General features: G+C 45.9%; 28 protein-coding genes and 1 other annotated feature. Of the genes, 15 read left to right on the top strand and 13 right to left on the bottom strand.

Annotated elements, in window-relative coordinates:
* Positions 1–47: 47 nt before the first annotated feature.
* Complete coding sequence (locus FS818_RS26540; protein ID WP_145336270.1) at positions 48–1,208, top strand: Gfo/Idh/MocA family protein; 1,161 nt, start codon at positions 48–50, stop codon at positions 1,206–1,208.
* Positions 1,209–1,286: 78 nt separating this feature from the next.
* On the opposite strand, the gene FS818_RS26545 is transcribed toward FS818_RS26540, so the two are convergent.
* On the bottom strand, positions 1,287–1,646 hold the full coding sequence (locus FS818_RS26545; RefSeq protein WP_145336272.1) for a hypothetical protein: 360 nt from the start codon (positions 1,644–1,646) through the stop codon (positions 1,287–1,289).
* Positions 1,647–1,836: 190 nt separating this feature from the next.
* A complete protein-coding gene (locus FS818_RS26550) occupies positions 1,837–2,157 on the bottom strand; it encodes a winged helix-turn-helix transcriptional regulator (protein ID WP_090919666.1) in 321 nt (106 codons plus the stop codon).
* A 425-nt stretch (positions 2,158–2,582) separates the two neighbouring features.
* Here FS818_RS26550 and zwf point away from each other — a divergent pair, with 425 nt between their 5' ends.
* The 3 genes from zwf (at position 2,583) to yunB (ending at position 6,528) form a co-directional block, all read left to right on the top strand.
* On the top strand, positions 2,583–4,037 hold the full coding sequence (zwf, locus tag FS818_RS26555) for a glucose-6-phosphate dehydrogenase (protein ID WP_145336274.1): 1,455 nt from the start codon (positions 2,583–2,585) through the stop codon (positions 4,035–4,037).
* Positions 4,038–4,407: 370 nt separating this feature from the next.
* The gene (gene gnd / locus FS818_RS26560; protein ID WP_090919660.1) at positions 4,408–5,301 is read left to right on the top strand and encodes a phosphogluconate dehydrogenase (NAD(+)-dependent, decarboxylating); all 894 of its coding nucleotides are present in this window, start codon (positions 4,408–4,410) and stop codon (positions 5,299–5,301) included.
* Between the two features lie 255 nt (positions 5,302–5,556).
* The gene (gene yunB / locus FS818_RS26565; protein ID WP_260984848.1) at positions 5,557–6,528 is read left to right on the top strand and encodes a sporulation protein YunB; all 972 of its coding nucleotides are present in this window, start codon (positions 5,557–5,559) and stop codon (positions 6,526–6,528) included.
* Between the two features lie 218 nt (positions 6,529–6,746).
* Here the strand turns inward: yunB and FS818_RS26570 are convergent, their stop codons facing one another.
* Positions 6,747–7,754, bottom strand: coding sequence for a M23 family metallopeptidase (locus tag FS818_RS26570; protein WP_145336348.1), 1,008 nt, complete (start codon positions 7,752–7,754; stop codon positions 6,747–6,749).
* A 266-nt stretch (positions 7,755–8,020) separates the two neighbouring features.
* Here FS818_RS26570 and lipA point away from each other — a divergent pair, with 266 nt between their 5' ends.
* Both lipA and FS818_RS26580 read left to right on the top strand, forming a co-directional pair.
* Positions 8,021–8,920, top strand: coding sequence for a lipoyl synthase (lipA, locus tag FS818_RS26575; protein WP_123064726.1), 900 nt, complete (start codon positions 8,021–8,023; stop codon positions 8,918–8,920).
* Between the two features lie 14 nt (positions 8,921–8,934).
* Positions 8,935–9,357, top strand: a complete 423-nt coding sequence (locus FS818_RS26580) for a YutD family protein (protein WP_260989980.1) — start codon at positions 8,935–8,937, stop codon at positions 9,355–9,357.
* 59 nt (positions 9,358–9,416) lie between these two features.
* On the opposite strand, the gene FS818_RS26585 is transcribed toward FS818_RS26580, so the two are convergent.
* Together FS818_RS26585 and ylbJ are read right to left on the bottom strand one after the other, a co-directional pair.
* Positions 9,417–10,220 (bottom strand): NAD kinase, encoded by an 804-nt coding sequence (locus tag FS818_RS26585; protein WP_145336276.1) that lies wholly within the window; start codon positions 10,218–10,220, stop codon positions 9,417–9,419.
* Positions 10,221–10,322: 102 nt separating this feature from the next.
* Positions 10,323–11,564: a sporulation integral membrane protein YlbJ gene (gene ylbJ / locus FS818_RS26590; RefSeq protein WP_145336278.1), complete on the bottom strand. Its 1,242-nt coding sequence runs from the start codon at positions 11,562–11,564 to the stop codon at positions 10,323–10,325.
* 555 nt (positions 11,565–12,119) lie between these two features.
* Between ylbJ and FS818_RS26595 the strand changes: the two genes are divergently transcribed.
* Positions 12,120–12,497, top strand: coding sequence for a globin domain-containing protein (locus FS818_RS26595; protein WP_145336280.1), 378 nt, complete (start codon positions 12,120–12,122; stop codon positions 12,495–12,497).
* Between the two features lie 42 nt (positions 12,498–12,539).
* Positions 12,540–13,271: a DUF2225 domain-containing protein gene (locus FS818_RS26600; RefSeq protein WP_145336350.1), complete on the top strand. Its 732-nt coding sequence runs from the start codon at positions 12,540–12,542 to the stop codon at positions 13,269–13,271.
* A 17-nt stretch (positions 13,272–13,288) separates the two neighbouring features.
* On the opposite strand, the gene FS818_RS26605 is transcribed toward FS818_RS26600, so the two are convergent.
* Both FS818_RS26605 and FS818_RS26610 read right to left on the bottom strand, forming a co-directional pair.
* Positions 13,289–13,519 (bottom strand): hypothetical protein, encoded by a 231-nt coding sequence (locus FS818_RS26605; protein WP_145336282.1) that lies wholly within the window; start codon positions 13,517–13,519, stop codon positions 13,289–13,291.
* A complete protein-coding gene (locus FS818_RS26610; protein WP_090919636.1) occupies positions 13,516–13,686 on the bottom strand; it encodes a YycC family protein in 171 nt (56 codons plus the stop codon). The genes FS818_RS26605 and FS818_RS26610 overlap by 4 nt, the downstream gene beginning before the upstream one ends.
* A gap of 119 nt (positions 13,687–13,805) precedes the next feature.
* On the opposite strand from FS818_RS26610, the gene FS818_RS26615 reads away from it, so the two are divergent.
* Together FS818_RS26615 and FS818_RS26620 are read left to right on the top strand one after the other, a co-directional pair.
* Entirely contained in the window at positions 13,806–15,605 is a 1,800-nt protein-coding gene (locus tag FS818_RS26615; RefSeq protein ID WP_145336284.1) for a M3 family oligoendopeptidase, read from the top strand.
* 288 nt (positions 15,606–15,893) lie between these two features.
* A complete protein-coding gene (locus FS818_RS26620; protein WP_145336286.1) occupies positions 15,894–16,304 on the top strand; it encodes an O-methyltransferase in 411 nt (136 codons plus the stop codon).
* A gap of 126 nt (positions 16,305–16,430) precedes the next feature.
* On the opposite strand, the gene FS818_RS26625 is transcribed toward FS818_RS26620, so the two are convergent.
* On the bottom strand, positions 16,431–16,664 hold the full coding sequence (locus tag FS818_RS26625; protein ID WP_145336288.1) for an alpha/beta-type small acid-soluble spore protein: 234 nt from the start codon (positions 16,662–16,664) through the stop codon (positions 16,431–16,433).
* A 204-nt stretch (positions 16,665–16,868) separates the two neighbouring features.
* The gene (locus tag FS818_RS26630) at positions 16,869–17,846 is read right to left on the bottom strand and encodes an aldose 1-epimerase (protein ID WP_145336290.1); all 978 of its coding nucleotides are present in this window, start codon (positions 17,844–17,846) and stop codon (positions 16,869–16,871) included.
* Positions 17,847–18,092: 246 nt separating this feature from the next.
* Positions 18,093–18,361: a binding site (T-box leader), on the top strand.
* 317 nt (positions 18,362–18,678) lie between these two features.
* Between FS818_RS26630 and trpS the strand changes: the two genes are divergently transcribed.
* Positions 18,679–19,671 carry a tryptophan--tRNA ligase gene (gene trpS / locus FS818_RS26635; RefSeq protein WP_145336291.1) on the top strand — a complete coding sequence of 331 codons (993 nt, stop codon included), beginning with the start codon at positions 18,679–18,681 and terminating at the stop codon, positions 19,669–19,671.
* A 135-nt stretch (positions 19,672–19,806) separates the two neighbouring features.
* On the opposite strand, the gene FS818_RS26640 is transcribed toward trpS, so the two are convergent.
* Positions 19,807–20,004, bottom strand: a complete 198-nt coding sequence (locus FS818_RS26640; RefSeq protein WP_123064719.1) for a hypothetical protein — start codon at positions 20,002–20,004, stop codon at positions 19,807–19,809.
* Between the two features lie 119 nt (positions 20,005–20,123).
* Here FS818_RS26640 and FS818_RS26645 point away from each other — a divergent pair, with 119 nt between their 5' ends.
* Positions 20,124–20,339, top strand: a complete 216-nt coding sequence (locus FS818_RS26645) for an alpha/beta-type small acid-soluble spore protein (protein ID WP_090919614.1) — start codon at positions 20,124–20,126, stop codon at positions 20,337–20,339.
* Positions 20,340–20,440: 101 nt separating this feature from the next.
* Here FS818_RS26645 and FS818_RS26650 read toward each other — a convergent pair whose 3' ends face one another.
* Entirely contained in the window at positions 20,441–21,421 is a 981-nt protein-coding gene (locus tag FS818_RS26650; protein WP_145336292.1) for a metal-dependent hydrolase, read from the bottom strand.
* Between the two features lie 467 nt (positions 21,422–21,888).
* On the opposite strand from FS818_RS26650, the gene FS818_RS26655 reads away from it, so the two are divergent.
* Complete coding sequence (locus FS818_RS26655; protein ID WP_145336294.1) at positions 21,889–22,506, top strand: SCO family protein; 618 nt, start codon at positions 21,889–21,891, stop codon at positions 22,504–22,506.
* Between the two features lie 85 nt (positions 22,507–22,591).
* Here the strand turns inward: FS818_RS26655 and FS818_RS26660 are convergent, their stop codons facing one another.
* On the bottom strand, positions 22,592–22,939 hold the full coding sequence (locus FS818_RS26660) for a toprim domain-containing protein (protein WP_090919605.1): 348 nt from the start codon (positions 22,937–22,939) through the stop codon (positions 22,592–22,594).
* 170 nt (positions 22,940–23,109) lie between these two features.
* Positions 23,110–24,327: an MFS transporter gene (locus FS818_RS26665; protein ID WP_145336296.1), complete on the bottom strand. Its 1,218-nt coding sequence runs from the start codon at positions 24,325–24,327 to the stop codon at positions 23,110–23,112.
* 215 nt (positions 24,328–24,542) lie between these two features.
* On the opposite strand from FS818_RS26665, the gene FS818_RS26670 reads away from it, so the two are divergent.
* Together FS818_RS26670 and FS818_RS26675 are read left to right on the top strand one after the other, a co-directional pair.
* Positions 24,543–24,998 carry an ATPase gene (locus FS818_RS26670; protein ID WP_145336298.1) on the top strand — a complete coding sequence of 152 codons (456 nt, stop codon included), beginning with the start codon at positions 24,543–24,545 and terminating at the stop codon, positions 24,996–24,998.
* A gap of 22 nt (positions 24,999–25,020) precedes the next feature.
* Complete coding sequence (locus tag FS818_RS26675; protein WP_145336300.1) at positions 25,021–26,166, top strand: transglutaminase family protein; 1,146 nt, start codon at positions 25,021–25,023, stop codon at positions 26,164–26,166.
* The last annotated feature ends 102 nt before the right edge of the window (positions 26,167–26,268 follow it).

A 26,268-nucleotide genomic window follows, 5' to 3' on the forward strand; every position in this document is an offset into this window, starting at 1 on the left:
CTCTATTCTGAGGTATTGTGAAGAAACTAAGGGAGGGGGATAAAGTGATGATTAATGTAGCTATTATTGGTGCGGGTGCGATTAGTAGTGCGCATATCTCTGCGTATATGAAGTTTCCAGAGCGGTGCCGGATTGTGGCAGTAGTCGATGTGTATATGGAAAAAGCGCAAAAACGAATCGAAGAATACGGACTACACAATGCTGTGGCAGTAGCGGATTATCATGAACTACTTCAAAACGATATTGATCTTGTATCGATCTGTACACCTCCATATACTCATGCTTCTATCGCGTGTGATTTCATGAAGGCAGGCAAGCATGTATTAGCTGAAAAACCGATGGCTTCTTCATTGGAGGAAGCGGACCAGATGCTGAAAGCAGCGCAGGATAGAGGCACACTGCTGTCGGTTATTGCCCAGAATCGATTTACCACTCCCATGATGAAGCTTAAAAGTGTACTGGATAGCCCGCATATGGGGCAAATTCTCCATGTTCAAGTGGACTCCTACTGGTGGCGGGGACATTCCTATTATGATCTGTGGTGGCGCGGGACCTGGGAAAAAGAAGGCGGCGGCTGTACGCTTAACCATGCGGTACATCATATAGATGCCATGCTCTGGATGATGGGGGCGCCCATCGAAGTGCAGGCTATGATGGCCAATACGGCGCATGATAATGCCGAGGTGGAGGACATATCTATGGCGATGCTACGCTTCAGCCAAGGAGCAGTGGGCATGATTACAAGTTCCGTGGTACATCACGGAGAGGAGCAACAGTTGATTTTTCAAGGAAAAGAAGCCCGCGTGTCTGTTCCCTGGAAAGTAGTCGCATCCACTTCGCAAAGTAATGGATTCCCCGAACCTAATCCGGATCTCGAACGGCAGCTTCAACAGCAGTATGATGCATTGCCGGAAGTTATTCATTCAGGTCACGCCGGACAGGTTGAGAATGTGCTGGATGCTATAGAGAAGGGCACATCGTTAGTTGTTGATGGAGAGAGCGGACGGGATACGCTGGAGCTAATTGTTGGGATCTATAAGTCTGCGAGTACGGGGGAGAAGGTGGTTTTTCCTATACCGTCGGATGATACATTTTATTCCAGAGAGAGTATGATGAGGCATGTGGTTCACTTTTATGAGAAAAAGTCGTCTATTGAAAATTTTGAGGATATAGGTATTACGCTTGGACGCAGATTGGATGAAGAGTAATCGTCTTATGTAAATCAAATCCCCTTTCGAGTAACCGAAAGGGGATCTTTTTCTTAAAGATGTTACTTTAGAAATAAGCTAAAAGGCATCCCTTAATGATGATTTTACGATGATATCGTAGACTACCTGTGTTTTATCATCAACTAGAAATGCGATCATACTTACATCTTCCATATTTGATATACGATCATAGATTGAAATATCCTGAAAAGTACCATCTTCCATCTTTTTATAGTGATAATCGATGATCCCATTTCCTCTTATTCCAGATGATCCATATCGGCTTATGACATCGGTTATGGTGCTTTCACCCAATACGATTCCTTTTTTTGTAAGTCGTAAGACATCTGGTTGAATGGAATCTTCTTTATATAAGTATGTTTTCCAGCCATCTAATTCTCCGTTTTGGTCAAAGTGAGCATTGAATAACGGATACATATCGTCATCAAAAATACTCTTCCCTGAGATTTACCAAATTGTGCATCGATGGATGTTTTCGAGTCTCCAAATTTGAGTTCTGAATTATTGCCCTGAATGACCAAATTAAAATCCTCATCCGTCACAGGTGTACTGCTCTTGAATTACAGATTCAGTCTGCCTTTATATTGGTGAGTTGGTGCAATGAAATTTACAGCCACTTCTCCGCCCATCGCTCGACAGCGCTTAACGCGCGCCCGAGTTCGCTTCCTTTGCGAGACAACATATATTCAGTCCGAACGGGACGTTCAGTAACGACATGCCGCACGACCAATCCTTCTTCTTCCAATTCCTTCATACGCTCATTCAATACACGTTTGCTCAGATCGGGAATATAAGCATGAATTTCACTGAAGCGTTTGGGTTCTTCCATCAACGCATGGATAATTAAAGCTACCCATTTTCGGCCAATGATCTGATAAGATTGTTCCACTTTTGAGCACATTTGCTTGGCATTCTCATCATCGTTCATAACTGTACTCCTTTGGTTTAGTATGCCTTGTAATATACTTAGTATACTTATTGTAACCTTCTTGTCCACAAGGGATATGTATAAAATGTCACAATCCAATTGCTATTAAACTTACCACATAAAGCGTTAACATTCAACATAACCCCTGTAAACATTGGAGTTCACAGGTTCGACACGAATGTTGACGAATTGTGACGACAGGTGTAATATGGGTAACGTTAATTCTAAAGGTTACAATTTATAACCTGATCTAAGTTGATTAAGGTTGTGGAGAGAAGGAATGTTCCCATGGTTGGATTGAGGCAACGGTAATAAACGGAGGCAAGGCGGGCGAGGTGCCCACTTATTCCGTCTTTTGTCATGCTTGGATTTGACCATTTTGCAACATCATATACTATACTGCACAGATCATAGGAGGCACTCCAATGGATGCAATGACATTTGTCCTGTTCGGGGCAACAGGCGATTTAGCCAAACGTAAAATTTACCCTGCATTATACAATCTGTACGTAGATCAGAAAATGCCGAAGGCATTCTCCGTCATCGGTTTGGGCCGTCGTGAACTGTCGGATGCAGACTTTCAGGCGAATGTAGAAAAGTCACTGCAGGAATTCTCCCGTCAAAAGCCGGAGGAGGCATCACAGGTACGTGATTTCATCGGAGCTTTCCGTTACTGCTCGCTGAACAATAATAAGCTTGAAGATTACACCCGGTTGCTTCAACTGGTGCAAAAGCGTGAACAAGAATTGAATATTCCGGAAAACCGCATGTTCTATATGTCGGTTGCACCTGAATTTTTCGAGCCAATCGCACTGAATATCCAAGAAAGCGGTCTGGGTAACACGAAAGGCTGGAAGAAACTGATTATCGAAAAACCATTTGGACATGATTTGCAATCTGCTCGTGAGCTGAATGAGAAGCTGAGCAATACCTTTGCGGAAGAAGAAATTTATCGGATCGACCACTTCCTAGGAAAACCAATGGTGCAGAACATCGAAACACTGACGTATGCCAACCCGGTGATCCAAGCACTTTGGTCTAACCGTTACATTGCGAACGTACAGATCACAGCCAGTGAAACCGTAGGTGTTGAGGAACGTGCTGCGTATTATGACCAAAGTGGTGCGCTCCGCGACATGTTCCAGAACCATATGCTTCAACTGCTGATGATGATTGCACTGCATCTGCCAAAACGCTGCACACCGCAAGAGATACAGTATAAAAAGAAAAAAATTGCTGAGTCTTTGCGTCCTTTGACCAAAGAAAATGTGACTTCTGAAGTGGTTCGTGCCCAATATGGTACAGGCGAGCTTCAAGGTTCCGCAGTTGTGGGTTATCTGGACGAGCCTGGTATCCCTGCAAACTCACATAATGAAACATACGTAGCCGCAAGACTGTGGCTGGATGATCCGTTCTGGGACGAGGTTCCATTTTATATCCGTACAGGGAAACGCATGGCTGAGAAATCAACCCGAATCGTCGTGGAATTCAAGGCGCCGCTCAAAACAGGACATGAGTCTGAAAACACGATGGCTCCAAACCTGTTGACGCTTGAAATTGGTCCTGGCGAAAGTATCTCTCTTCAATTAAATGCGAAGAACCCACTGAACCACGGAGAGGTAGAACCGATGCATATGACCTTTAACTCAGGAGAACGTAACGTTCCTGAAGCGTACGAGAACTTGATCTTTGACGCAATGCGTGGAGACTCCACTTTCTTTGCGCACTGGAACGAAGTTGAACTGGCATGGCAGTGGGTACAACCGATTCAGGAAGCCTTTGCGGCAGGTACTATTCCACTGGATACGTATAGTGCAGGTTCGAATGGACCTGAATCAGCCGATCGCCTGACTGCGGAGAATGGATTCCGTTGGTGGTAAGAGAGGAAACATTCCTCAACTATTTTCTAAATATTTCATTGCTTTAAATTATACCGTTCCAATTTTGCATAAGACCTTCTGACTCATTCAGCCAGAAGGCCGCAAACATTTTATATATAGATGGCAGATGCATCACGGCTCAAGCACACATGACCATTGACCACGTAGTGGAGGGGACGGAATCGATTCTGTAGAAACGAAGTGTTCGCCTTTGTAGTCCAATTTTACCCGTACAGCTAGGAAATTATAAAATTGGAATACAACAGCGATCGAAAGAACGATCCGTAACCGGAACGGTTGTTGGGGAAAGCGAGCTGTGTTCTGTATCCTGACTCAACACTAAACAATCGCAAAACAGGAGGAATTTATCATGAAACTTGGACTTATCGGACTCGGAAAAATGGGCTTGAACCTGGGCAGAAACCTGATTGATCACAAACACGAAGTGGTTGCCTTTGACCTGAACGCAGAAGCGGTTAATGAAATGAAAGAATACGGCGCTCAAGGCGTGTCCTCATACAAAGAAATGGTGGAATCCCTGGAATCTCCGCGCGTGCTGTGGATTATGGTTCCTCACAACGTTGTAGACGCTGTACTGGCTGAAGTGAGCCCGTTGCTGTCCAAAGGTGATATCATCATCGAAGCAGGGAACTCCCACTACAAAGAGTCCATCCGTCGTTACGAACAGCTGAAACCACAAGGCATTCACTACATGGATGCAGGAACTTCAGGCGGCATGGAAGGTGCGCGTAACGGTGCATGTTACATGATCGGTGGAGATCCGGAAGCTTGGGCGATCGTTGAGCCGGCTTTCAAAGACACTTCCGTAGAAAACGGTTATCTGTATGCAGGTAAAGCAGGTAGCGGTCACTTCCTCAAAATGGTGCACAACGGAATCGAGTACGGTATGATGGCTTCCATCGGTGAAGGCTTCGACGTATTGGAGAAAAGCGGATTTGACTTCGACTTCGAACAAGTTGCGCGTGTATGGAACAACGGTTCCGTTATCCGTTCCTGGCTGATGGAATTGACAGAGCGTGCGTTCTCCAAAGATGCGAACCTGGATGAAATCAAAGGGGTTATGCACTCCTCCGGCGAAGGCCGCTGGACCGTTGAAACGGCATTTGACCTTCAAACGGCTACACCGGTTATCGCCCTGTCCTTGCTGATGCGTTACCGTTCCCTGGAAACCGATACGTTCACGGGTAAAGTCGTTGCAGCATTGCGTAACGAATTCGGCGGACATGCGGTGGAAAAAAACTAATCTGTTCATTGGAACAAACCTAAAGATAACTTATTCGTAAAAAGTAAACCTTTCGCCTGAGCAGATGGCATATCTGCTACGGGCGGAAGGTTTTTTTGCGTCTGGAGTATCCTGATGTGCACATCCTGCGGATTTGCCGACCAGGCCACTCCAACGTGGATTACATTACAGGGCGCTGTCCTTCTTTTTCGCGACAACATCGCATATGGATAACATATAAGCCTATGGCTCATCCCGCAGGGGAGGGACGCTCCAATGATGCGAAAGAGATGGCGAAGCCGAAGACGGCGGCCGCCGAAACCGCCTAGTGGCAAGCGCAAAATGTGGCTGATTATTTTGCTCGTAGCGATATTTTGTTTGATGCAGGGCTTTGCATACGTGGACAAAAAAATGAAACCGCCCATTATGCATTTGGCCAAGATCAGGGTGAAGCAGATTGCAACTGAAGCGATTAATAAAGCAATTACGGCCCAGGTTGCTGAAGGCAAGACAACGGAAGGTTTGATTGATTGGAAAACCGATACGGCGGGCAAGGTTTCAGGTTTCATGCTGAACTATAACGAGCATATGCGCATCACGGCAAGTACGATGAATGTCGTGCAGTCTACTCTTCAGAACGTGCATATGTTAAAGGAAAAAATACCGTTGGGTCAGGCGCTGGGTAGCCCGGTTATGGCTTCGTTTGGCCCAAGCATCCCCGTTCGTATTGAACCTCAGGGGGCGGTGAAGGTTGACCTGAACACCCGTCAGCAGAATGCAGGCATTAACATGATTCTGGTCGAGGTATACATCCACATCATTGCCGAGGTTGCCGTTGTAGTGCCTTTTGACATGGAACCCGAGACCGTAGATACCGAAATCCCGATCTCCTATTTACTCGTTGTGGGTGATGTACCGATGTATTATTACGATAATCAGGGTAGGCCTGTCGGAAGCAACGGTAGTAATGCTCCCGCAATTGCATTGCCTTCAGGGCAAGCAGGTGTATCTAGCGGCGGCAACGGTCACACGGGAAGTGGAAATGGAAGTGGAAGTGGTACGAACAGTGGTAACGTTAATGGGAATGGAAACGGCACGCACAATAGTGGCGAGACACCAGGTAATCAGCCACAGATTCCAAGTCCGCAGCAAACGCCGGGAAACAATACACAGTCAAACGGGCTGGAACTTGAACTGGACCCGCCTGATCTGAACGGGAGTTTCCAGTCCGGGCAAAATAGGCATTAAACCGTTGAATTGTTTTCATGTGCTATCAAGCTCAACCGTAGAAAGAGAAAGGGGAACCTCTCGTCAATTGCAGAGGTTCCCCCTTTTTTGAGCAGGTATTTAGCTAAGTGAGTTTTAAAACAATAATTAACCCCAAGTGTAGTCTTTTTTCAGAATCATGTTTAATGACACATAATCCAGCTGTTTTTAACCATTTGGCTGCGTGTGCGGTTTACCTTTTACTTGCTCTTCTTGTTTCTCAGGCTTCGTTCTTCCTGTTCCCAGTGTCTGAGTAACGGATAGGGATCGAAAGACCATTCATGCAGACCGCTGTCCCGGTAAATCCCGTAATGAAGATGCGGAGGAAACTTGCCTTGAGTTCCCGGCTTGCCGTAGCCAGAGCTGCCAACCCAGCCTACAACCTGACCTGGAGTGACCACATCACCGATCCGGACCCCTTTATCAAAGCCGGACAAGTGAGCGTAATAATGATAATGATTGTTCAAATCCCGGATACCAATCCGCCATCCACCGAATGGATTCCAACCTTTAATCTCCACAATGCCGTAACATGTACTGCGAACAGGCAGACCATGTGGAGCAAAAATATCAGTACCTTCATGAATGCGGTATCCACCCCAGCTGCGTTTGGTTCCCCATGTGCTACGATAGGAATAATTGGTACCCAAAGGAACGGGAAAAGCATGCCCGAATAGATCCAGATTGTCAAAATGCTCATATAATTTCGCAAATTGCTGAATTCGCTGCACGGCTCTTGAATTGTGATAGTACTCCCACAGGCCTATGCCAAAGTCCTCCTGTTTGTTTCCGTATTGTTGCATGATTGACGCCATGCTGTAGAGTACATCGAGATCATTGTTCGGGTCCGCAATCCCGTCTCCTGAACCGTCTCTGCCTTTTCCGTTGAAAAAAAGAATCGATTGGGGATGCTGGTCTGTCTCATCCGGGTTCAGCCAGCCTCTCCAAGCAGGAGAGGTCAAGAAAATACCAGTCAAACGTTCAGGGTGTTTGCGATCTTTGGGATGTGCTCGCGTAATCGTTCGTTCATACTGATCAATGGCGGCCAGCCTGTACCATGGAATTTGGGTCATCTGGCCAATACTTTCATACAGATGTCGACGTGCGGCGAAAATGTCGGTTGCTTTGGGCTCTGCAGCTTGGGTTTGGGTCATTGTTGTATGGACAGACTCACCGTAAACATCAGCAGGCAGGAATGGGAGAAGCATCGCGCCTGCGAGTAACGTTTTGAGGCAAAAGCTGTACGTATTTCGGAGTATCCACTGATGCTGCACAGGGAAGCAGCCCCTTTCCGTTGAGATGATGCACTTATGCCCGATAAATCAAGCTATATCTTAGCGTTCTTCAAACGTTCTGTTTTTATCCATTTCGTTGTGTAAGCACAAGATGTGACAAATGGGGGTTTTTCCAAGCCTTTCATGGTATAATATGTTCCGAGCAACAGCCTAACTTCAGTAGAAAGAAGGTTTATGCATTGGCTAAACGTGTTAAAGAACCGAAACCGGACTGGATTCGGATCAAATTGACAACCGGAGATAACTATCAGGAAATTAAAAACATGATGCGTTCCAAAACATTGCATACCGTATGTGAGGAAGCACGGTGTCCGAATATTTATGAATGCTGGGCGAATCGAACAGCGACGTTTATGATTTTGGGCGATATTTGCACAAGAGCATGCCGATTTTGCGCGGTCAATACCGGTTTGCCTACGGAACTCGATTTACAGGAACCGGAACGTGTAGCCGAAGCAGCTGAACAAATGAATCTGCAACATTGTGTCATTACAAGTGTGGCCCGGGATGATCTGAAGGATGGGGGAGCAACCATTTTTGCTGAAACGGTAAAAGCTGTACGCAAGCGCTTGCCACTATGCAGTGTGGAAGTGCTTATTCCGGATTTTATGGGTGATCGGGATTCACTGCAGATCGTTATGGATGCCAAACCGGACATTTTGAACCATAACATCGAAACCGTTGAACGGTTGTCAGACAAGGTGCGTGCCAAAGCCAAGTATAAACGTTCACTGGAATTGCTCGCTCGTGCCAAAGAAATGCAACCTAACATTCCGACGAAATCGAGTATTATGCTCGGTGTAGGTGAAGAATATAACGAAATTTTAGCAACGATGGATGATCTTCGTGCGGTGAACTGTGACATTATGACGATTGGTCAGTATTTACAGCCATCCGAGAAACATCTGTTTGTTGAGAAGTATTATCCGCCTGAAGAATTTGCGGCATTGAAACAAGAAGGATTGAAGCGTGGATTCAGTCACGTCGAATCCGGTCCGATGGTACGCAGTTCTTATCATGCCCACGAACAGGTAAAATCAGCGAATCAGCATACGGAGCAGGCGGCAACACACGCGTGATGGAGGAATCCGGATTGGAACAGAATAAAAACACGGAAGAGCAGCTGGAGAATGAGCAGCATAACAAGCAACAGCTGCAGGAAACGGAACAGGAGTCTGTACAGGAACAGGAAAAGCCTAAGGCACCCGTCATTGTGCAAGTCGGCGGCAAAAATTATGAAATTGTACAGAACCACAAGCAGGGTTGGAACCCTGAAGTGTTCCGTGACCGGTACAGCGAAGTGCTGGAGCGTTACGACTATATTATTGGTGACTGGGGTTATAGCCAGCTTAGACTCAAAGGCTTTTATCGAGACAATCACCCCAAAGCAACGAAGGATTCAACTATCTCTTATCTTGTGGATTATATTAACGAGTACTGTAACTTTGGCTGTGCATACTTCGTGCTTCAGAAGTGCAAAGAGCAGCCACAAGCCAAAGCAAAAAGCGGTTCCTGAGAAGGACCGCTTTTTTGGTGCGTGTACATAAGGTTTTTCTAGTCAGACATGTAGGTTGCCTAATCAAGAAAGGCAGTGCGAACCCGGTTCCAGAACGGATATGGGCGAAAACGCGCAAAACTGACCTTTTGCTCCGAGACCTGGCAACGAACGGAGATCAAATCCTCCACCATTACATTGACATGATCAATGGTTAGCAACAGACGCTGATCTTTGCGTGAGAAAATGTCACAATGGTGATGCTTGGGCAAAATGACAGGTGAACCGAGCGTCCGGTAGACACGGTTGTTAATGGAAGCAATTTCGGCAATTTGAATTGCATCAATGGTTGGATGCACCATGGCTCCGCCGAGTGCTTTGTTATACGCCGTACTACCTGAAGGAGTGGAAACGCAGATCCCGTCCCCCCGGAACATCTCAAATGTAACATCATTGATGTCCACTTGCGCGACAACGGTACCATCTACCCCTTTTAACGTGAATTCATTCAGGGCGATGTACGAGGCATTGCCGGACTTTTTACGAATTTCCAGTTCGAGCAGTGGATATTTCACAATACGAGGTTTCAGGAGATCAGAATCACCCTTACCGCTCATAAGCCGAACCAATTCCCTTAATTCTTCCTTCTTCCAATCGGCATAGAAGCCGAGATGGCCCGTATGAACCCCAACAAAAGCGATATCCGGAATGCGGTCGATGAAATTGTGAAAAGCTTGAAGCATCGTTCCATCGCCTCCGATGGAGATGACTATCTCTGGCGATTCTGCATCGAGCTTGAATCCTTCTTCCTTCGCCAGCGCATGAAACTGCTGACTGAGATCAATCGATAACTGGTCTCCGCGGTCTTGAACATAGTATCTCAAGATGAAAGCTCCTTTGTGGTCATTATACTACCGATGATAATCAATTCCGCGCCAGAACACAACGTCCGATTCAACTTCTGGGCAAACTATTTGGACAAAGCATTATTTTCCGCTATGTTTGGGCAACAGGAACGAACGAATCCAGGCAAGACATAAAAGGATAGCGAGCATACCGACGAACATCTTTATTCCTGTTATTCCAATGACATTCCATCCGGGTGTGTATTCGAGGGCAGAAGGGTTCAGCGTGTTCTCCAAAAATGCAGGTGAGGCCGATGTGTTCATGAATAGCGGCCATAACAAAATGACGAGTAGAGGGGCAATTGCCGCATGAATTGCTCGAGCCAGTAAAAAAGGCCCGTATCGCATTGGCGTATTGCTTAACACGCTCATAATTTGCGCATGCACGGATAATCCGCCCCAGGAAAGTACAAATGCAGCGGCGGCAACTTTAAAGACAAGAGGAATGGAGGTGGATGCAGTTCCAGCTTCTTTGGCTCCAAGTGTCACCTCAAATAATCCGCCGACGAGACTATGGGACAGGGATGGTGGTAAACCGGCAAGTTGAAGTCCTTGTTCCGTTAGAGCATATAGTATGCCTAGCCAGCCGGTCTGAACCAATAATTCCATAATGACGGAGAAGAATACAACGAGCCCGCCTACGATAATAATAAGCCGGAGGGAAGAGGAAATAGCATGCCGAAGCAATTCCCCGAAGGTCCGTCCATCGGCTTGTCTCGCTTCGTGCATCGCATAGATCGCACTCAGGAAACGGTTGCGATGCTCTCCGTGAGCGGAAGGAGATTCGGACGGTAGAATTGCAGTGGGACGACCATGAAAACGCATGAGCACACCTACAAGAATAGCCGCAGAGTAATGGGAGGCTACAAGAATTGGAGCGATGGAGGTATTGTGGAAAAAACCGACAGACACAGCCCCAATCATAAAGATCGGATCAGATGAGGTGGTGAAAGCAACCAGACGCTCACCTTCCTCTCTTGTAACCAGTTTCTGTTCCCATAATTGTGCGGTCAGTTTAGCTCCTGTAGGGTAACCGGAAGCACAGCTTACAGCAAAGACAAACCCGCCGCTTCCAGGAACGCGGAATATCGGCCGCATAAGTGGATTAAGCAATGTGCCCAGGAAATGCACAATACCAAAACCGAGTAGCAACTCGGATAATACCAGAAATGGAAACAGGGAAGGAAATAGAACATCCCACCAGATCGATAGTCCCCTCACACTGGCATGCCAGGTTTCGGATGGATACAAAGCCATCAGAACACAAAAGAAAAGGAGAGCAAGGATAATCAGGGTTTGCATGATGCGCTTTGGAACGTTCATGAATTTCTCTCCTTTTAGGGTTAAGATGCAGGAATCGCAGTCCATGACGGAGCTTTTGCCATAAATATATGAAAAAGATCGGACAAACAGTACAAATAATAATGGGAAAGCGCTTGCATAAGTGGCTGTGTTTTTGAAAGATGTATGCTAAAATGGTAAAAACGCCTGAACGTCACCTAATTGTCATAAAGGTGGAATCAATAAGGATGGAGTGATGATCATGAGTCTTGTCGCCGGAGTCCTGGTCTGTGCATTTGTGTATGTGATACGTGCCTCGCTGGTTCGTACTGAAGAGGAAGATTGGCGAAGTTATTAATGAAATATGTGATGCGCCAGCCTTGAAGGTTGGCGCTTTTTTTGTCATTTTGGCCCGAAACTCCTTGGTACGTAAGGCTCTGGTCAAATCTGATCTTTCATGTGATATAGGACTTTTTGGTTTTTTTTGATAGAATGAAGATGCTGGCTTTTAGGGCCAGCTTGTTGATCTGTTGTTTATCATGTTCCTGTAGCATGTGTTATATTACAAAATTCGACATATCGAAGGGGGGCAGAAGTATGAATTCCAGTTTAAGTATTTATGACAATCTTGGCGGTGAACAAGGTGTTCGGTCGCTGGTGGAGGCTTTTTATCCAATCGTATTGCAGAATGAGCAGCTAGCACCTCTCTTCCCGGAAGATATCACTCCGGTAATGGACAAGCAATACATGTTCCTGTCTCAATTTTTTGGTGGTCCTGCATTGTTCTCTGAGGCCTACGGGCATCCGATGATGCGTGCTCGTCATATGCACTTTGAGGTGACGGTAGAGCGAGCAGAGGCATGGCTTGCATGTATGAATCAAGCGTTAACACAAATTGGCGTGGAAGAGCCGTTGCATTCGTTTATTTTGCAACGTTTATCTGGGCCAGCCCACCATTTTGTGAATACGCCGTAATTCCGGATTTACGACAAGCCTTACGGGAGAGGGATGGAACAAGTGGAATTAGAGCCGCTGTATAAGGTGAAGGTGACATGTCATTATTGCGAGAATGAATTTGAAACATCACGAGTTAGACCTAGCTTGAAACGGCCTTACCGGACAGATTCGGATTTTTGTGCTTATTACAAGCAGGAAAATCCAGATTTTTATGTTGTCCGAATCTGTCCTTCGTGTGGATTCGCCTCTACCGAAAATTCTTCAGGTAATCTGAACGAGATGCAGCGCAAGGCGTTCATTGAGCAGATCGGAAACCGCTGGGTTAAGCGAGATTATAGTGGAGCAAGAAATCTGGAGCAGGCACTTGCTACGTACAAATTGGGTCTGCTATGTGCTCAGGTTATTCAGGAAAAGGATCGTGTCGTTGCTGGCCTGCTACATCATATTGCCTGGTTGTATCGGTATATGGAAGATCATGCACAGGAGCATCGTTTTCTCGAATTCAGCCTGGAAGCTTATATCAAGGTGTTTGAACGGGAAGGAACAGGCGGTAATGAGGCCAAGTTGCTGTATCTGCTTGGGGAACTGAATCGCAGAGTAGGAAGGTTCCATGAAGCGGTTCAATGGTTCGGCAGAGTCATTCATGACAAGCGCATTACAGATGCAGCGATGATTCGTGCGTCCAGAGAACAATGGGCGTTGTTGCGTGAACAGATGATATCAGGAAAAATGGAGCTGCCTCAAGAGATGCTGGAAGCAGACAAAGAGGCTGCGAAGCGCAGCCCCCTCTAAGTTGATTGCAGGCGTATTTACCGAATAGGACGACTGGACAACAGGTAATCGTTATCGGTATCAATGACGGTCATGCTGCTATTGCAGCAGGGAAAGACAAGCAATTTCTTTTTTCCTTCACGGATACGGATGAGTTCCTTGGGTTTGAGGGGAAGTAACACATTGTTTGCACCGCAAAAAGGGCATTGCTGTACATAGATATCCCCCATAATGACATCATAGGGCCAACTGTTCTCAAAAGGAATCATTCGGATTTATCTTCCTGATCTGAAGGTTTAGCGGCCTCTTCCTTGGCCAGTTCTGCAATCTTCTGCATGAGAATATGTTGAGGCATATGCATTAAATGTTCCAGAGGCACGCCCAGAGATGCTGCTAATTTGACGGCTGTTTCAGCCGATACTTGTAAAGGTTTCATACACTTACCTCCTGAAAAAGTTGCTCATTATTTCTCTAGTATAGAGATACGTTGCGTATAAAACCAGTTTTTAATTTAATTTTATTCACCCGAATCTATAGAAAGAGGTGCCTTATTAGATGAAAATGCCATTACATCCTGTATGGGATCTGGAGTCCATCTTTAGTGGAGGTTCTTCTTCCGAAGCATTCGCCGCATATCTGAATGAACTGGAAGCGGATGTGCGAAAGTTGCAAGAAACATTGAATCAAACGGCGGCTCCAGCAACATTGAAAAACACAGAGGTTCTTAACCCTATTCTTGAACTGTTGCAAAGTTGTTATGTTCGAATCTCTGAAGGATCTGCGTTTGTATCCTGTCTGTCTGCTCAAAATCAGCAAGATAAAAAAGCGGCTCAGCTTCAAGGGACTGTCAGTTCCATTGCAGCGATGCTGAACAGCAGTAAATCCAAATTCGACAATACGCTTAGCCAGATGCCAGAGGATGTATGGACGGAGTGGCTTGAACGCCCGGAAATCCAACCATTGTCCTTTGTATTAAACGAGAGTCGGGCACAAGCAAAAGAAAAATTGTCACCGGAGCTAGAGGGGCTTGCTCTGGATCTGGCTGTGGATGGTTATCATGGTTGGGGCAAATTTTATAATACAATTGTAAGTAAAGTAAATATTCCGTTCGAACAGGATGGAGAGACGATTATGCTGTCGGCAGGGCAGGCTGCTAACAAGCTTAGTGACAGTGACCGTGCAGTGCGTGAGCAGGTATTTGCCTCATGGGAGCAGGCTTGGACAGATGTGGAGGATTTCTGCGCTGACACGTTGAATCATCTCGCGGGTTTTCGTCTGAAATTGTATGAGAAGCGTGGCTGGCAAGATATCTTGAGGGAACCTCTTTCCATCAACCGGATGTCACGCCAAACGCTGGATACGATGTGGGAGGTCATCAACGGAGCCAAACCGGTACTTGTACAGTATCTGGAGCGAAAAACCCAATTGCTGGGTGTCGATAAGCTGAGCTGGAGTGATGTAGAAGCACCGGTAGGCAAGTCTGTTGGAAAAGTGACGTATGACGGGGCAGCTCAGACAATCGTGGAGCAATTTGCCAAGTTCAGTCCCAAACTGTCCAGCTTTGCAGAGATGGCTTTTGAGAAACGATGGATTGAAGCCGAAGATCGTCCGGGCAAACGTCCAGGGGGATTCTGTACCTCACTGCCACTAAGCAAAGCGACTCGCATCTTTATGACCTTCTCTGGAACGGCGTCGAATGTATCCACACTCGCGCATGAACTTGGTCATGGATACCACCAGCATATCATGGAAGAGCTGCCGGCATTGAATCAGCGTTACGCGATGAACGTAGCTGAAACGGCTTCTACATTCGCAGAGATGATCGTTGCCGATGCATTGGTGCAAACTGCAAGTGATGAGCAGGAGAAGCTGGCGTTGCTTGAAGATAAAATTCAGCGTAGTGTTGCGTTCTTTATGAACATTCATGCCCGTTTCCTGTTTGAGAATCGTTTTTATGAGCAACGTAAGAAGGGCCTGGTAAGTGCCGACGAGTTGAGCAGATTAATGGTAGAGGCTCAAGAAGAGGCTTACTGCGGCGTTCTTGCATCAAATCATCCTCATTTCTGGGCTTCGAAGCTGCATTTCTATCTGACAGGCGTACCTTTCTATAATTTCCCATATACCTTCGGGTACATGTTTAGTGCGGGAATCTATGCTCGGGCACAACAGGAAGGTACGGCTTTTGCGGGGAAATATGATGATTTGCTGCGTGATACCGGACGAATGACTGTGGAGGAACTGGCTCTGAAACATCTGGGTACAGATCTGACACAACCGGACTTCTGGCAAAATGCTGCGAATTTAGTTATTGCCGATATTGAGCAATTTTTAGAGATGACGTCAAATATAAAATAATAGAGAAGCAAACTCATTTCAATAAAAAGAGAGCCATAATGGATCGTCTGACAGACATCTATCATGGCTTCTTTTATTTGTAATTTCTTTTTTAAGTTGAATGTATTTTTTGTCGTAAATAAATGAAAAAACTCGTTTTAAGGAGGGGGAATGGCAATTAATTGCGCAAATTATAGGGATAATTACCCAAATTTGTTTATATTTGTTGAGGAAGCGTATATGATGTCATATAATGAGTCGTAAGTCCTTGTATTATAGGACTAAAAGCACAATAGGAGGAGTGTTAACGTGAAAACGGAGCAACTTTCATTAGCAAGACAGTTAGATTTGGTGTTTAAAGAGCTTGATCAGGAGCTGTCAGGATTAGATTCAGGGGTAGTTTTTGTGCAAATACGAAATAACGTTATTGGGAAATTTGGAATTCGACATAATCCGATAACGGGTAAAGATGGACGGATGGAGATAGAGGGTGAGGGACTTAATCAAGGGCAACGTACTGCCTTTCGCGCTATGGCATTGGAGACACTGAAATTCAAGCGGAATTGGACACATGGTGAAATTAGCTATGATTTTACTGTCAGACAAGGCATGATTATGATCGATGCGACGATGGAATCCAATTACAACATGGCGAACTTGATGATTCGCTACCCTAGAACGAATACATATCTGGATTCGGGTACGGGATCTGGCTCATAATGTTGCAAACCGAGAGAATGATATCGTTAAGTTTGTTACACATGTTCAGTACAAATAGAAATAAAGCGGCACTTCCGAAGAAGGCCGCCATTCATTTTCAGCAACACTCAAGCAATAATTACGAGCTTACGAACGACCCGATAATTGCTGCTCAGCGATTTGTACCAGACGTTTTGTGATATATCCTCCCAGAGATCCAGTCTCACGGGAAGTATAGTTACCGTAGTAACCATCTTGAGGAATTGTTACACCCAGCTCTTGCGCAGCTTCGATTTTCAATTGTTGCAATGCTGCGTTCGCTTGAGGCACAACCAGATTGTTAGAGCGGCTTCCGCCACCTTGGTTTTGACTTCCGTACATATGTCTCACCTCCTTGTGGGTTAGTGATGTTAGTATGGATCGAGAATGAGGAAATATACATGATATGGCGTAAGGGAATATATGGATAATCAAACGAAGGCATGTCAACTCAAAAAGCCGATCCAGTGCGGATCGGCTTGTTTTGAATCATTGCGAGAATAGCAAAAGTCGAGGTAGTTCATCTATTGTAAAAAGAAGTATTGCTTAGTCAATCGGTGAAACAACCTCAATATGGCTAAGCAACTCCACAGGTTGCTCTGGTTCGAGCCGGATCAGTCCAGTTACATCCTCAGTCAGTGGCAGATTCGGCGCATCCGGCAACCAGGTGTAAGGTTCAATACACAAGAATTGATCGGATACCCCTTTGGTATACAAAACCCAGTGTTTAAAATAAGCTTCATCCACTGAATATTTCAGTGTATATCCATCTTTTCTCCGCAAATGAGCCACCGCAGGTTGACCTTCCGCCGCACGCAGCAACGTATCCCAGTCTCGTCCCTGCATGCTGATTCCTTCCCCGATAGAGGACCATTCTTCTTGCAACGTTTCTATTTCGCCTGTAGGCAGCTGTTCTTCATTTTGAGCATACAATCCGGAAACAGGTAGCTGCAATGTCCAGTCAGCAGGCTTACCGTCTAACAAAAACCATGTATGATATCCCATCCCAAAGGGAGCAGGCGTTGAACTCAAATTGGTGACACGCAGTCTCTGGGTCAGTACGGCATTTTTCAAACTGAATGTCATTTCAAGTTTCAGTGGAATGGGGAATTGTTCCATCCAATGCTTTTCGTTTTCGGTTAATAATTCGGTTGTGATTGCACAGCCGTCTTCATCTTCTTCAATATCACTGACACACCAGGACTGGCTACGATGGAGACCGTGAATATGGTTGCCATTTGCCGTATTCTGATCGAACTGATAACGTACACCTTCATACTCGAATTGTCCCTGGTGAATACGTCCTGGTGGTATGAGCAACGGGACTCCAAAATGATAGGGCTTCTGTAAATAGAAAGCCAGATCGTTTTCGTCCGGGCGACGAACGATATCCCGATTCTGCACCAAATCGCGAATCGAGATGATGTTATTTCCCAGACGAGGCAACAGGGTGATTTCCAATTCACGGCTATGTAGGATATACGTGTCGTAACCATTCCATTGACCTTTGGTCACTTGTTTCATATCGATGCTCCTTTTCCCACTTAAAATCTGTCTGCGTGCAGTTGTGCTTGCTGGACTGCTGCAGGCGTGTCATTGTGATCATTCCAACTTTTGAGACATCCTGCAATCAGCTTCATAGCCTTCACAGGATAAGCAATACCATCATAACAGATTTTTAAGCTTCGCGAAAAAAAACTCATTCTATTTTGACATTCAGGCTTATGCGCATTAAGATGGAGTTCTAAAGGTTTTTATGAACTGAATGATATCAAAGCGATGACGGGGACAAGTAGGCAAGGAGTATTCTCTTCAGAAAGCCAGTGGTTGATGTGAACTGGTGTGAACTCTTTTTTGAATGGACCCTTGAGTGTATGGCTGAACAGATCGAGCTCATGCAGAGAGATCTCAGTAGGTTATGCCGGTTATTCCACGTTACGGAACAATGAAGGCTTTTTCTTCCTGCTATACCCTTGCATATTGAGGGGTACAGGAGTAGAGAGCGAATAAGGGTGGCACCACGGTCTCACGTCCCTTGCGGATGTGGGGCTTTTTTGCGTTCGCAGCGAGCGAATATGCTCGTGTCCAAGCGTTGATAGTCAAGAAGTTCAAAGTTTTGAATTCTAATTTCTAGTTAAGTTGGACGATTCATTTACACGATAACGGAGAGGATAGAAAAAACCTGAAAAAGCGAAGCGTTCGCCTGTATCACCGGATTTTTCCTTTTGGAATAAGGAATCAAAAAAATCTGGGGATAACAGCGATTGGAAGGTTATTCTGTCATCGAAGTGGGTTGTGTAAAATCTTTAGTTCAACTTATTTAGAATCTACGTGAATCAGGGAGGCGTATTGGGATATGAAAACCGTATTATCAGGCATTCAGCCGAGCGGTAAGCTTACACTGGGTAATTACATTGGCGCGATTAAAAATTTTGTGAAATTACAACATGACTACAAATGTAATTTTATGGTTGTAGACCTGCATGCTATCACAGTACCACAAGAGCCAGCAGCACTGCGTGAGCAGTCTGAGGCTGTAGCCGCATTGTTCATCGCGGCAGGAATTGATCCAAGCAAGTCGAATGTATTTTTGCAATCGCATGTACCACATCACGCGGAGCTTGGATGGTTGATGACAACGCTGACCTCCATGGGTGAGCTGGAACGCATGACACAGTTTAAGGACAAATCCTCCGGTAAAGATTCGGTTGGTGCCGGTTTGTTCGTTTATCCATCCCTGATGGCTGCAGATATTTTGCTATATAACGCAGATCTCGTGCCTGTTGGGGAAGATCAGAAGCAGCATCTGGAGCTGACTCGTGATCTGGCAGGACGCTTTAACCATCGCTACGGAGAATATTTCACGATTCCTGAGCCTTATATTCCTCAGGTCGGTGCTCGCGTCATGTCACTGGACGATGCCTCTTCTAAGATGAGCAAAAGTAACCCCAATGCCGGCAGTTACATCGCGCTGTTAGATCCCCCGGACGTCATTCGCAAAAAAATTAGCCGTGCCACCACGGATTCTGGTCGTGAAGTTGTCTATGATCCGGCCAATAAGCCGGAAGTCAGCAACTTGATGAGCATCTATGCGGAATGTGCGGGAATGACACTGAATGAGGTGGCGGAGCGTTACGAAGGTAAAATGTACGGTCCATTCAAAAAGGAACTGGCGGAAGTCGTTGTTTCTGTTATCGAACCGTTACAAGCAAGATATAACGAAATTCGTGAGTCTGGTGAGCTTGCTGATGTATTAGAGACTTCGGCACGTCGTGCTGAAGAGGATGCTGCGAAGACGCTGGATGCGGTGAAAGAGCGGATGGGTTTCGTTCCTAGACGTAAGCTGTAATCGGGAACACGGTTTCAGCAAAGTCAATTAGAATAAAGACCATGAACGATTAACCATGTGAACATAGAAGAGGAGACGGATGAATGTATCCGCCTCCTCTTTTTTGACTTATTAACTTCATAGGATAGCAATAGGCTATGAAGCCGATTCGGAAGCCGAGCGGGCTTCCTGACGTTCTTTTTTCGCCCGGATGACAAATCCCCAAACGATATTAGCCATGGATAGAACAAACAGCAGGGCTGCAAGCCAGCCGTTGTAAGAAATCGTGATTGCTGTAACCGTTAACAAAACAATCGAAGAAAATGCAAACCATAAGGATAAGCCTTTGCTCATTGGGAAAAACCTCCATGTACAAATTTATTGAATTTTCGTATAACCTGAAGCGTGCGAGCCATAATAATCTTGCAAGCTTGCAATACATTACAGACACAGATTGAAAGGAGATTTTAAATATGGCTCAAGGATCTCGCTCTTCTAACAACTTGGTGGTGCCTCAAGCGACAGCAGCTCTGCAACAATTGAAAATGGAGGCTGCACAAGAACTGGGTGTAACTATCCCGCAAGACGGATACTATGGTAACTACACTTCCCGTGAGACTGGATCTTTGGGTGGATATATCACCAAACGTCTGGTTCAAATCGCTGAGCAGTCTCTGTCTGGCAAATAATTTATATACCAAAGCAGTAAAAGCCCGGAGCGGATAAGCGCTCCGGGCTTTTCCCGCGCAATCGTTCCTATAACGATTGTGCCCTGCAACCAAGGTCTGCGTCAAGGGCGGGCAGATAAAAGTTTTTTATCCATTTTTTCATCACTTAGCCAGCCTACGTAGGTATCGATTGTTTTGAAGTTGCGATCCATGACCACTACGGCGACAAAGGGATACTGTTTCCGGTGTCGATACCGAACATCAGCCCAGCGAACTTTATATCCGGCAGGGAGTTCCTCCACCTCGGCTACAGCATAAGAAGTGAAATAGAGGAATGCACTAACCTCTGGTGCCTTGCGTGAGGCTACAACGGCCGCATGAGTGGACGAGGTGGCATGCAGGCTCCAGGTCAGCTCGGAACCATCGATCTTACCAAGCTCATAACTCCCATCCGTATTCGTTTTGACAACATGCCAGCGGCTCCAGGAAATCGTTGGAATGACAATATATTTGGCTGGTTCCGGACTGTTATCCATACGTCTCACTTTTCGAACCACCAATGCCCGCGCGATTGTACGCCATACATAATATATTCCAATCAGGATATACAGTGTGGTAAAGAGTGGAGCAGGTGCAATAAGGTCGAAAGCCCATAACAGAATCGCAATCACATGTGTAGTAAACAGGAACGGATCAAAGATATGAATGATGTTCCAGGCAATCCAGCGTTCTGTAAAAGGACGGGCTGCCTGTGTTCCATACGTATTGAACAAGTCGGTAAAGACATGTACACCTACAGCTACAGCAGTCCAGAGGGCGACATGACCAAGTGAAACTCCTGAAAAAATCAATCCGATCACACCCGTAAGTAGCAGCACCCATAACAATAGAAACGGCAACGAGTGGGACAGTCCCCGATGATTTCGAATATAGAGCGAATTGCTTTTAAAACGCAGTGCAGTATCAATGTCAGGGGCTTGGGAGCCAGCGATCGTGCCTACCATGACGGCAGCTGCCAGCATGGGGTCGGTTGCAACGACAGGATCAACATAGGCGAGACCCGCCAGACCAATGCCCATAACAAAATGTGTAGAGGTATCCATAAATCTCTCCTTTATAAGGTGTATCGTCAGTGTATGCTCATCAAAATTAACCTTCTCTATCTAGGTGATACCCAATTCTAGTGTATATTATCCACCTGCCTGTATGCAAAACATGCGGAGCGCTGGGAACATTCTGTCCATTTCCCAACAAATGTACGAACATTGTCAAACTATTTTCTGGATTCTTGTGATAAAATTTATATCGGAAGTCGCGTGGATTAATAAACATGTCGCGATGAGACATATTTTGTGAACAACGACCTTGTCATAAACCAAGATATGTCCCGTAATGAAGGCACTGTATTATACATATGTATCCCTTGGCCGAAATGATAACGTAGAATTTAATTGAGCGAGTTAACCGAAATCATTTTGTATCAGAAAGCCAGGGAAGCTTAACAGAGGGTTTTTATGGATCAAATATGTATGCGCATTCACTAGTACATTGTCAGGGGGAAGAGAAGAGGATGCAGGTCATTAAGAAATACAAATGGACATGGATTTTGCTCGGTATTGCATTGATTATGGCGGTGTATTTAATGTGGAATACGGCATTTGCCAGCCAGGAGAAATTACCCGAGATTCGGGAGATCCAATCGTTTTCCATGGAAAATGTGGATGGTCGTAACGTATCGCTGGCGGATACGCAAGGCAAAGTGCGATTGTTCTACTTTTATTTCACCAGTTGCCCTGATGTTTGCCCGATTACGACATTTACACTGTCTCAGGTGCAGGACTTGTTGAAAGAAGATGGAACTTTCGGAGATAAGGCATCCTTTGTATCGATTTCCTTCGACCCAAAAGTGGATACGAGAGAGAAGATCAAAACCTTTGCCGACCGTTTCCACGCGGATTATTCTGGCTGGTATTTCCTGCGTGGGGATATGGATAAAACCAAGCAGTTCGCCAAAGAATCGTTCCAGATTCTGATCGAAGGCGAGAATAAGGATGATTTTGCCCATATGAACATGATTGGTCTGGTGGATGAGAATAACCAGCTTCGCAAGGTGTATAACGCTTTTAATACGGAAGACGTGCAGCCAGAAGCCATCGCAGAGGATATTCGCAGGCTGATTAAAAAATAACAACGTAGAACGTTAAGCACGAAGTCTTTAGAAAAGGCCGTCTCTGGTTGCTATAACCAGAAACAGCCTTTTTGTCGTTGTTCTTTCAATACGAAGGTTCGTCAGGATACTGGATATATTCCTCCAGTCCTGCCTTCTCTAATTGCGAGATGATGTATTCATCAGGTGTGCCTTCAACCCCTGCGTACCCACGTCTTGTATACATTTGTACCGCATCGGGAAAAGCATCGCGCAGTACACCTCTTATTTTTTTGCCTGAGCTGTCATTGTCCATGAATAAATAAACTTCATCATATCCGACTTGCTTGCGCAGCGTCTCCAGCTTAAGGGAGTTCAGCGTTCCGAATGTGCACAAAATATTGATCTCTGGACCCACTAAACGTTTGAGTTTACTGCGATCATTCTTACCTTCCACAATGACATGAATAGGCATCTTATTCACCCCTGATTCGAGAGCTGTTGTCGACATTCCCCGGGAAATGTTACAGCGAAAATCGACTGAATGTACTTATAGTGTATCTGGAAATGGGGGAATGATGCAAAGTTTAAATTGTTCTGCAGAAGGCTCTAACGCATAAGTTGGTCAGAACAAGCTTAGATACTTCACCCCAGGATGCTTTTCGCATCGGAAGATGAGAGCGGGGCAGTATGTCTTGACGTATAATAGGGGAGTAGCAAGATGCCGACCATCAACAAAATAAAAGCAATAAAATAAGGAGATACTCCCAGCCTCAGCTGGCCAGCCGTAATCGGACCAATAAACGAACCAATAGAGGTGGCAATCGATTGCAGAGAGAAAATACGCCCAAGCTTGCTACCACCGCTTAAGTGAATAAAAAGTGTAGCCATTGCGGGGAAAATGATGCCTTTGGACATCCCAAGCACAAATAACACGATAGATAACGAAATTTGCGGAACGGCTGCCATCACAAAAAAGCTCAATGACATCAGTAGCACACCAGCAACTAAGCGCAGTTTGGGCGAATAACGGTTAAGAAACAGCATGCTGAGTGTAAATAGCGCACCGATGCTAATGATTGAAAACAGTAAACCCGTCGACATCATGGAAGAATGCCCACCTCCTCGTAGCGGTAATTCGAAAAATAGAATACCTTGAGCGCAGGCAATGACCAAGGGAAGCATGAAATAACGCCAGGAAACAGGCAGGAATGCTTTTGGCGCTTCTGCTGGCGTATGATCAGAGTTAGCTTTAGCCGAGCCGGAAGACGCAAGACCAGGTTTTGCGGGTTCCGTCAATGGTTGCGGCTGGCGTACAAGGCTACGCGGCATCGTGAACAGTGCGATGGCACCTGTCAGGATGAGCAGATAGCCTAGACTGGAGAAGGTGGCAGAGAAGCCCATGGCACCGACGATCACGGCACCTGCGGCTGGTGACACCACAGAAGCCAGGGTGTGTACGACACCGTGACCCGACATGTATTTTCCTTGTTTCACCGGGTCATTGGAGAGCTGAGCGAGCAGGGCCAGACATGCCGGAGACAGAAAGGCTAATACAAAGCCGCTGATAGAACGTAGCGCGAGCAGTTGCCAAGGGGTATGAATATGAGCCTGCAGAAGTAGGATAATACCCGCACCTACCAGACTGAACACAATATATCGACGGCTCCCGTGTTTATCAATCTGTGTTCCAGCAATCAGATTGCCAGGCAGGTGGGTTAAGGAATAGATGCCCATCATCCAGCCGATAAAGGTTGGAGCCGCACCGAGCGATATCGCAAACGGTGTAAGAATGGGATACTGGGCATGCAGATCAAACACAGCTAGAAACAAAAACAGGTATAGCCAGATAGCCGTTTTCACTAGAGCCCCTCCTTGTTAGGCGATGCCTGTTTGTACACAGGTCTTGAACGTGTCCACGTTCGTCGGAACGAATCCTCATGGTACTACTTGTACGCCCCGCAGGACGAACTTAGACCGTTTATTTTTGCCGGAGAGGGCTTAGCTGACAGCGGGTTCGGAAATCATGTATAATATTCGGGTAGTCATGAATCAATTCTAATTCGGAAGGTGTAATCATGAACATAGAAGTAATCAAAGAGTTTGTGATGCAGAACTGGCTGGTGATCGTCGTTGCGCTGATCATTTTGTTCTTTGTTCTGAATGTGGTCAAAACGATGTTGAAATGGGCGATTGCCATCATCATTATTGCGGCTCTGCTGATATACAGCGGCATCTCCATTGAACAGATCAAACAAACCGTCACAGACGTGCAATCCAGCACGATGGACACACTCAAGAAAGAAGCAACAAGCATCATGCTGAAGGAAGCTTCCAAGGCAACTTATACGGCGGGGCAAAATGGTGAATTTACGATTACCAGTCCTAATGTTGAAATTAAGGGTAGCACGAAGTCGGATACAGTCGATGTGACGTTCCGCGGCATTTCGCTTGGAGAATGGAAGATGGACAACGAAACGATCCGTACATTTGTCGAACAGGCACAAAACAACAAAACAGCACCTGCTTCATAGTTATTAAAGGAGGAATGAAGACGTGTTGCAAACTTGGCTGGACAGCCTGAAGGAGTTTAATGGGATTACCATTTTGCTGGTACTAATCGTAGCAGCATCCTTATTACAGGGATGGTCCAGAGGGGCTTCACGTTCTGCGGGGAGACTCTTTGGTTTCCTGATGGACGGTATTATGGCGGTCATTGGTATTTTGTTATCCATCGGTCTGACGTTATGGCTTGCGCCTTATGTACAGCAATGGTTGTCTGTACATGCCGCGGATATGCCTAATCGTGAGTTGAACCGGTGGGAGCAGTTGTATTATACGTTGGTTACAGCGATCGCAGATTTCCCGCTAATGAGATTTGCCGTATTATTTGTCCTAAGTTACGGCTTGATTCGCATGATTCTTGGATTTTTAACTTCCTTCATATTTCGCAGAAGACATGCAGGAGATGAGCAAGCTGCACCAAAAGGGATTATTAGCCGACTGACAGGCGCAGTGATTGGAACAGTCATCGGTTCGGTCCGAGGGATCATGGTGATTGCCGTATTGTTTATGATTGTAAGTCTCTATCCGGGTAGTATGTTCAGCCGTTATGTGGAGGCATCTCCAATCTATATGCAGGGTGCTAAATCGGTGATTGAGCCTTTGTCGGGTACGTTTATCAAGGACAAGCTTCCGGTATTCACGCAGGCTGTGCAGAAGGAACTTGGGGGCATTTTACAACGAAAGTATGAAGTGATTGACCACAATATTCCGGCCGATATTGAGCAAGCTGCACAGGAGATTGTCAAAGGAAAATCTACGGATGAGGCAAAAGCCAGGGCTCTGTATGACTGGGTTGGCACCCGGGTTCAATACGACTACGGGAAAGTGGACGATTATGAGCAGAGGGGAATATGGCATGAACAGACCCCTCAGAATACCTTTGATACACGCAAAGGGGTATGTATCGATTATGCCCGCTTATATGCGGTGATGGCTCGTTCCCAAGGGCTTGATGTGAAGGTTGTTACAGGTCTGGGATATAACGGTCAGGGAGGCTACGGCCCTCATGCATGGAATGAAGTCTATTTGAGTGATTCTCATCGCTGGGTTCCGCTTGATCCAACGTGGGCCATCAGCGGAGATTGGTTTAACCCGCCTAACTTTGCCGACACGCATCTGAAAGATCAGTCAGCCTGATAGTACACCGGACACGGATAAGGTTCGGAATATGACGACGTTGCCAGGTTATCATGCCGGGAAGTTAGGGTTCTGCGGTATGCATCAAGTCATGAAAGAGGT

Origin of the sequence: Paenibacillus xylanexedens (assembly GCF_007680605.1) — a bacterium.
In the GTDB taxonomy this organism is placed as follows: Bacteria; Bacillota; Bacilli; order Paenibacillales; family Paenibacillaceae; genus Paenibacillus; species Paenibacillus xylanexedens_B.

What these genes read in the sequence shown, in the direction of transcription:
- FS818_RS26540 (WP_145336270.1), top strand. Translation starts at nt 48, where the DNA reads ATGATTAATGTAGCTATTATTGGTGCGGGTGCGATTAGTAGTGCGCAT.
- FS818_RS26545 (WP_145336272.1), bottom strand. Translation starts at nt 1,646, where the DNA reads ATGTATCCGTTATTCAATGCTCACTTTGACCAAAACGGAGAATTAGAT.
- FS818_RS26550 (WP_090919666.1), bottom strand. Translation starts at nt 2,157, where the DNA reads ATGAACGATGATGAGAATGCCAAGCAAATGTGCTCAAAAGTGGAACAA.
- zwf (WP_145336274.1), top strand. Translation starts at nt 2,583, where the DNA reads ATGGATGCAATGACATTTGTCCTGTTCGGGGCAACAGGCGATTTAGCC.
- gnd (WP_090919660.1), top strand. Translation starts at nt 4,408, where the DNA reads ATGAAACTTGGACTTATCGGACTCGGAAAAATGGGCTTGAACCTGGGC.
- yunB (WP_260984848.1), top strand. Translation starts at nt 5,557, where the DNA reads ATGATGCGAAAGAGATGGCGAAGCCGAAGACGGCGGCCGCCGAAACCG.
- FS818_RS26570 (WP_145336348.1), bottom strand. Translation starts at nt 7,754, where the DNA reads ATGCTTCTCCCATTCCTGCCTGCTGATGTTTACGGTGAGTCTGTCCAT.
- ylbJ (WP_145336278.1), bottom strand. Translation starts at nt 11,564, where the DNA reads ATGAACGTTCCAAAGCGCATCATGCAAACCCTGATTATCCTTGCTCTC.
- FS818_RS26595 (WP_145336280.1), top strand. Translation starts at nt 12,120, where the DNA reads ATGAATTCCAGTTTAAGTATTTATGACAATCTTGGCGGTGAACAAGGT.
- FS818_RS26605 (WP_145336282.1), bottom strand. Translation starts at nt 13,519, where the DNA reads ATGATTCCTTTTGAGAACAGTTGGCCCTATGATGTCATTATGGGGGAT.
- FS818_RS26610 (WP_090919636.1), bottom strand. Translation starts at nt 13,686, where the DNA reads ATGAAACCTTTACAAGTATCGGCTGAAACAGCCGTCAAATTAGCAGCA.
- FS818_RS26615 (WP_145336284.1), top strand. Translation starts at nt 13,806, where the DNA reads ATGAAAATGCCATTACATCCTGTATGGGATCTGGAGTCCATCTTTAGT.
- FS818_RS26625 (WP_145336288.1), bottom strand. Translation starts at nt 16,664, where the DNA reads ATGTACGGAAGTCAAAACCAAGGTGGCGGAAGCCGCTCTAACAATCTG.
- FS818_RS26630 (WP_145336290.1), bottom strand. Translation starts at nt 17,846, where the DNA reads ATGAAACAAGTGACCAAAGGTCAATGGAATGGTTACGACACGTATATC.
- trpS (WP_145336291.1), top strand. Translation starts at nt 18,679, where the DNA reads ATGAAAACCGTATTATCAGGCATTCAGCCGAGCGGTAAGCTTACACTG.
- FS818_RS26640 (WP_123064719.1), bottom strand. Translation starts at nt 20,004, where the DNA reads ATGAGCAAAGGCTTATCCTTATGGTTTGCATTTTCTTCGATTGTTTTG.
- FS818_RS26645 (WP_090919614.1), top strand. Translation starts at nt 20,124, where the DNA reads ATGGCTCAAGGATCTCGCTCTTCTAACAACTTGGTGGTGCCTCAAGCG.
- FS818_RS26650 (WP_145336292.1), bottom strand. Translation starts at nt 21,421, where the DNA reads ATGGATACCTCTACACATTTTGTTATGGGCATTGGTCTGGCGGGTCTC.
- FS818_RS26655 (WP_145336294.1), top strand. Translation starts at nt 21,889, where the DNA reads ATGCAGGTCATTAAGAAATACAAATGGACATGGATTTTGCTCGGTATT.
- FS818_RS26660 (WP_090919605.1), bottom strand. Translation starts at nt 22,939, where the DNA reads ATGCCTATTCATGTCATTGTGGAAGGTAAGAATGATCGCAGTAAACTC.
- FS818_RS26670 (WP_145336298.1), top strand. Translation starts at nt 24,543, where the DNA reads ATGAACATAGAAGTAATCAAAGAGTTTGTGATGCAGAACTGGCTGGTG.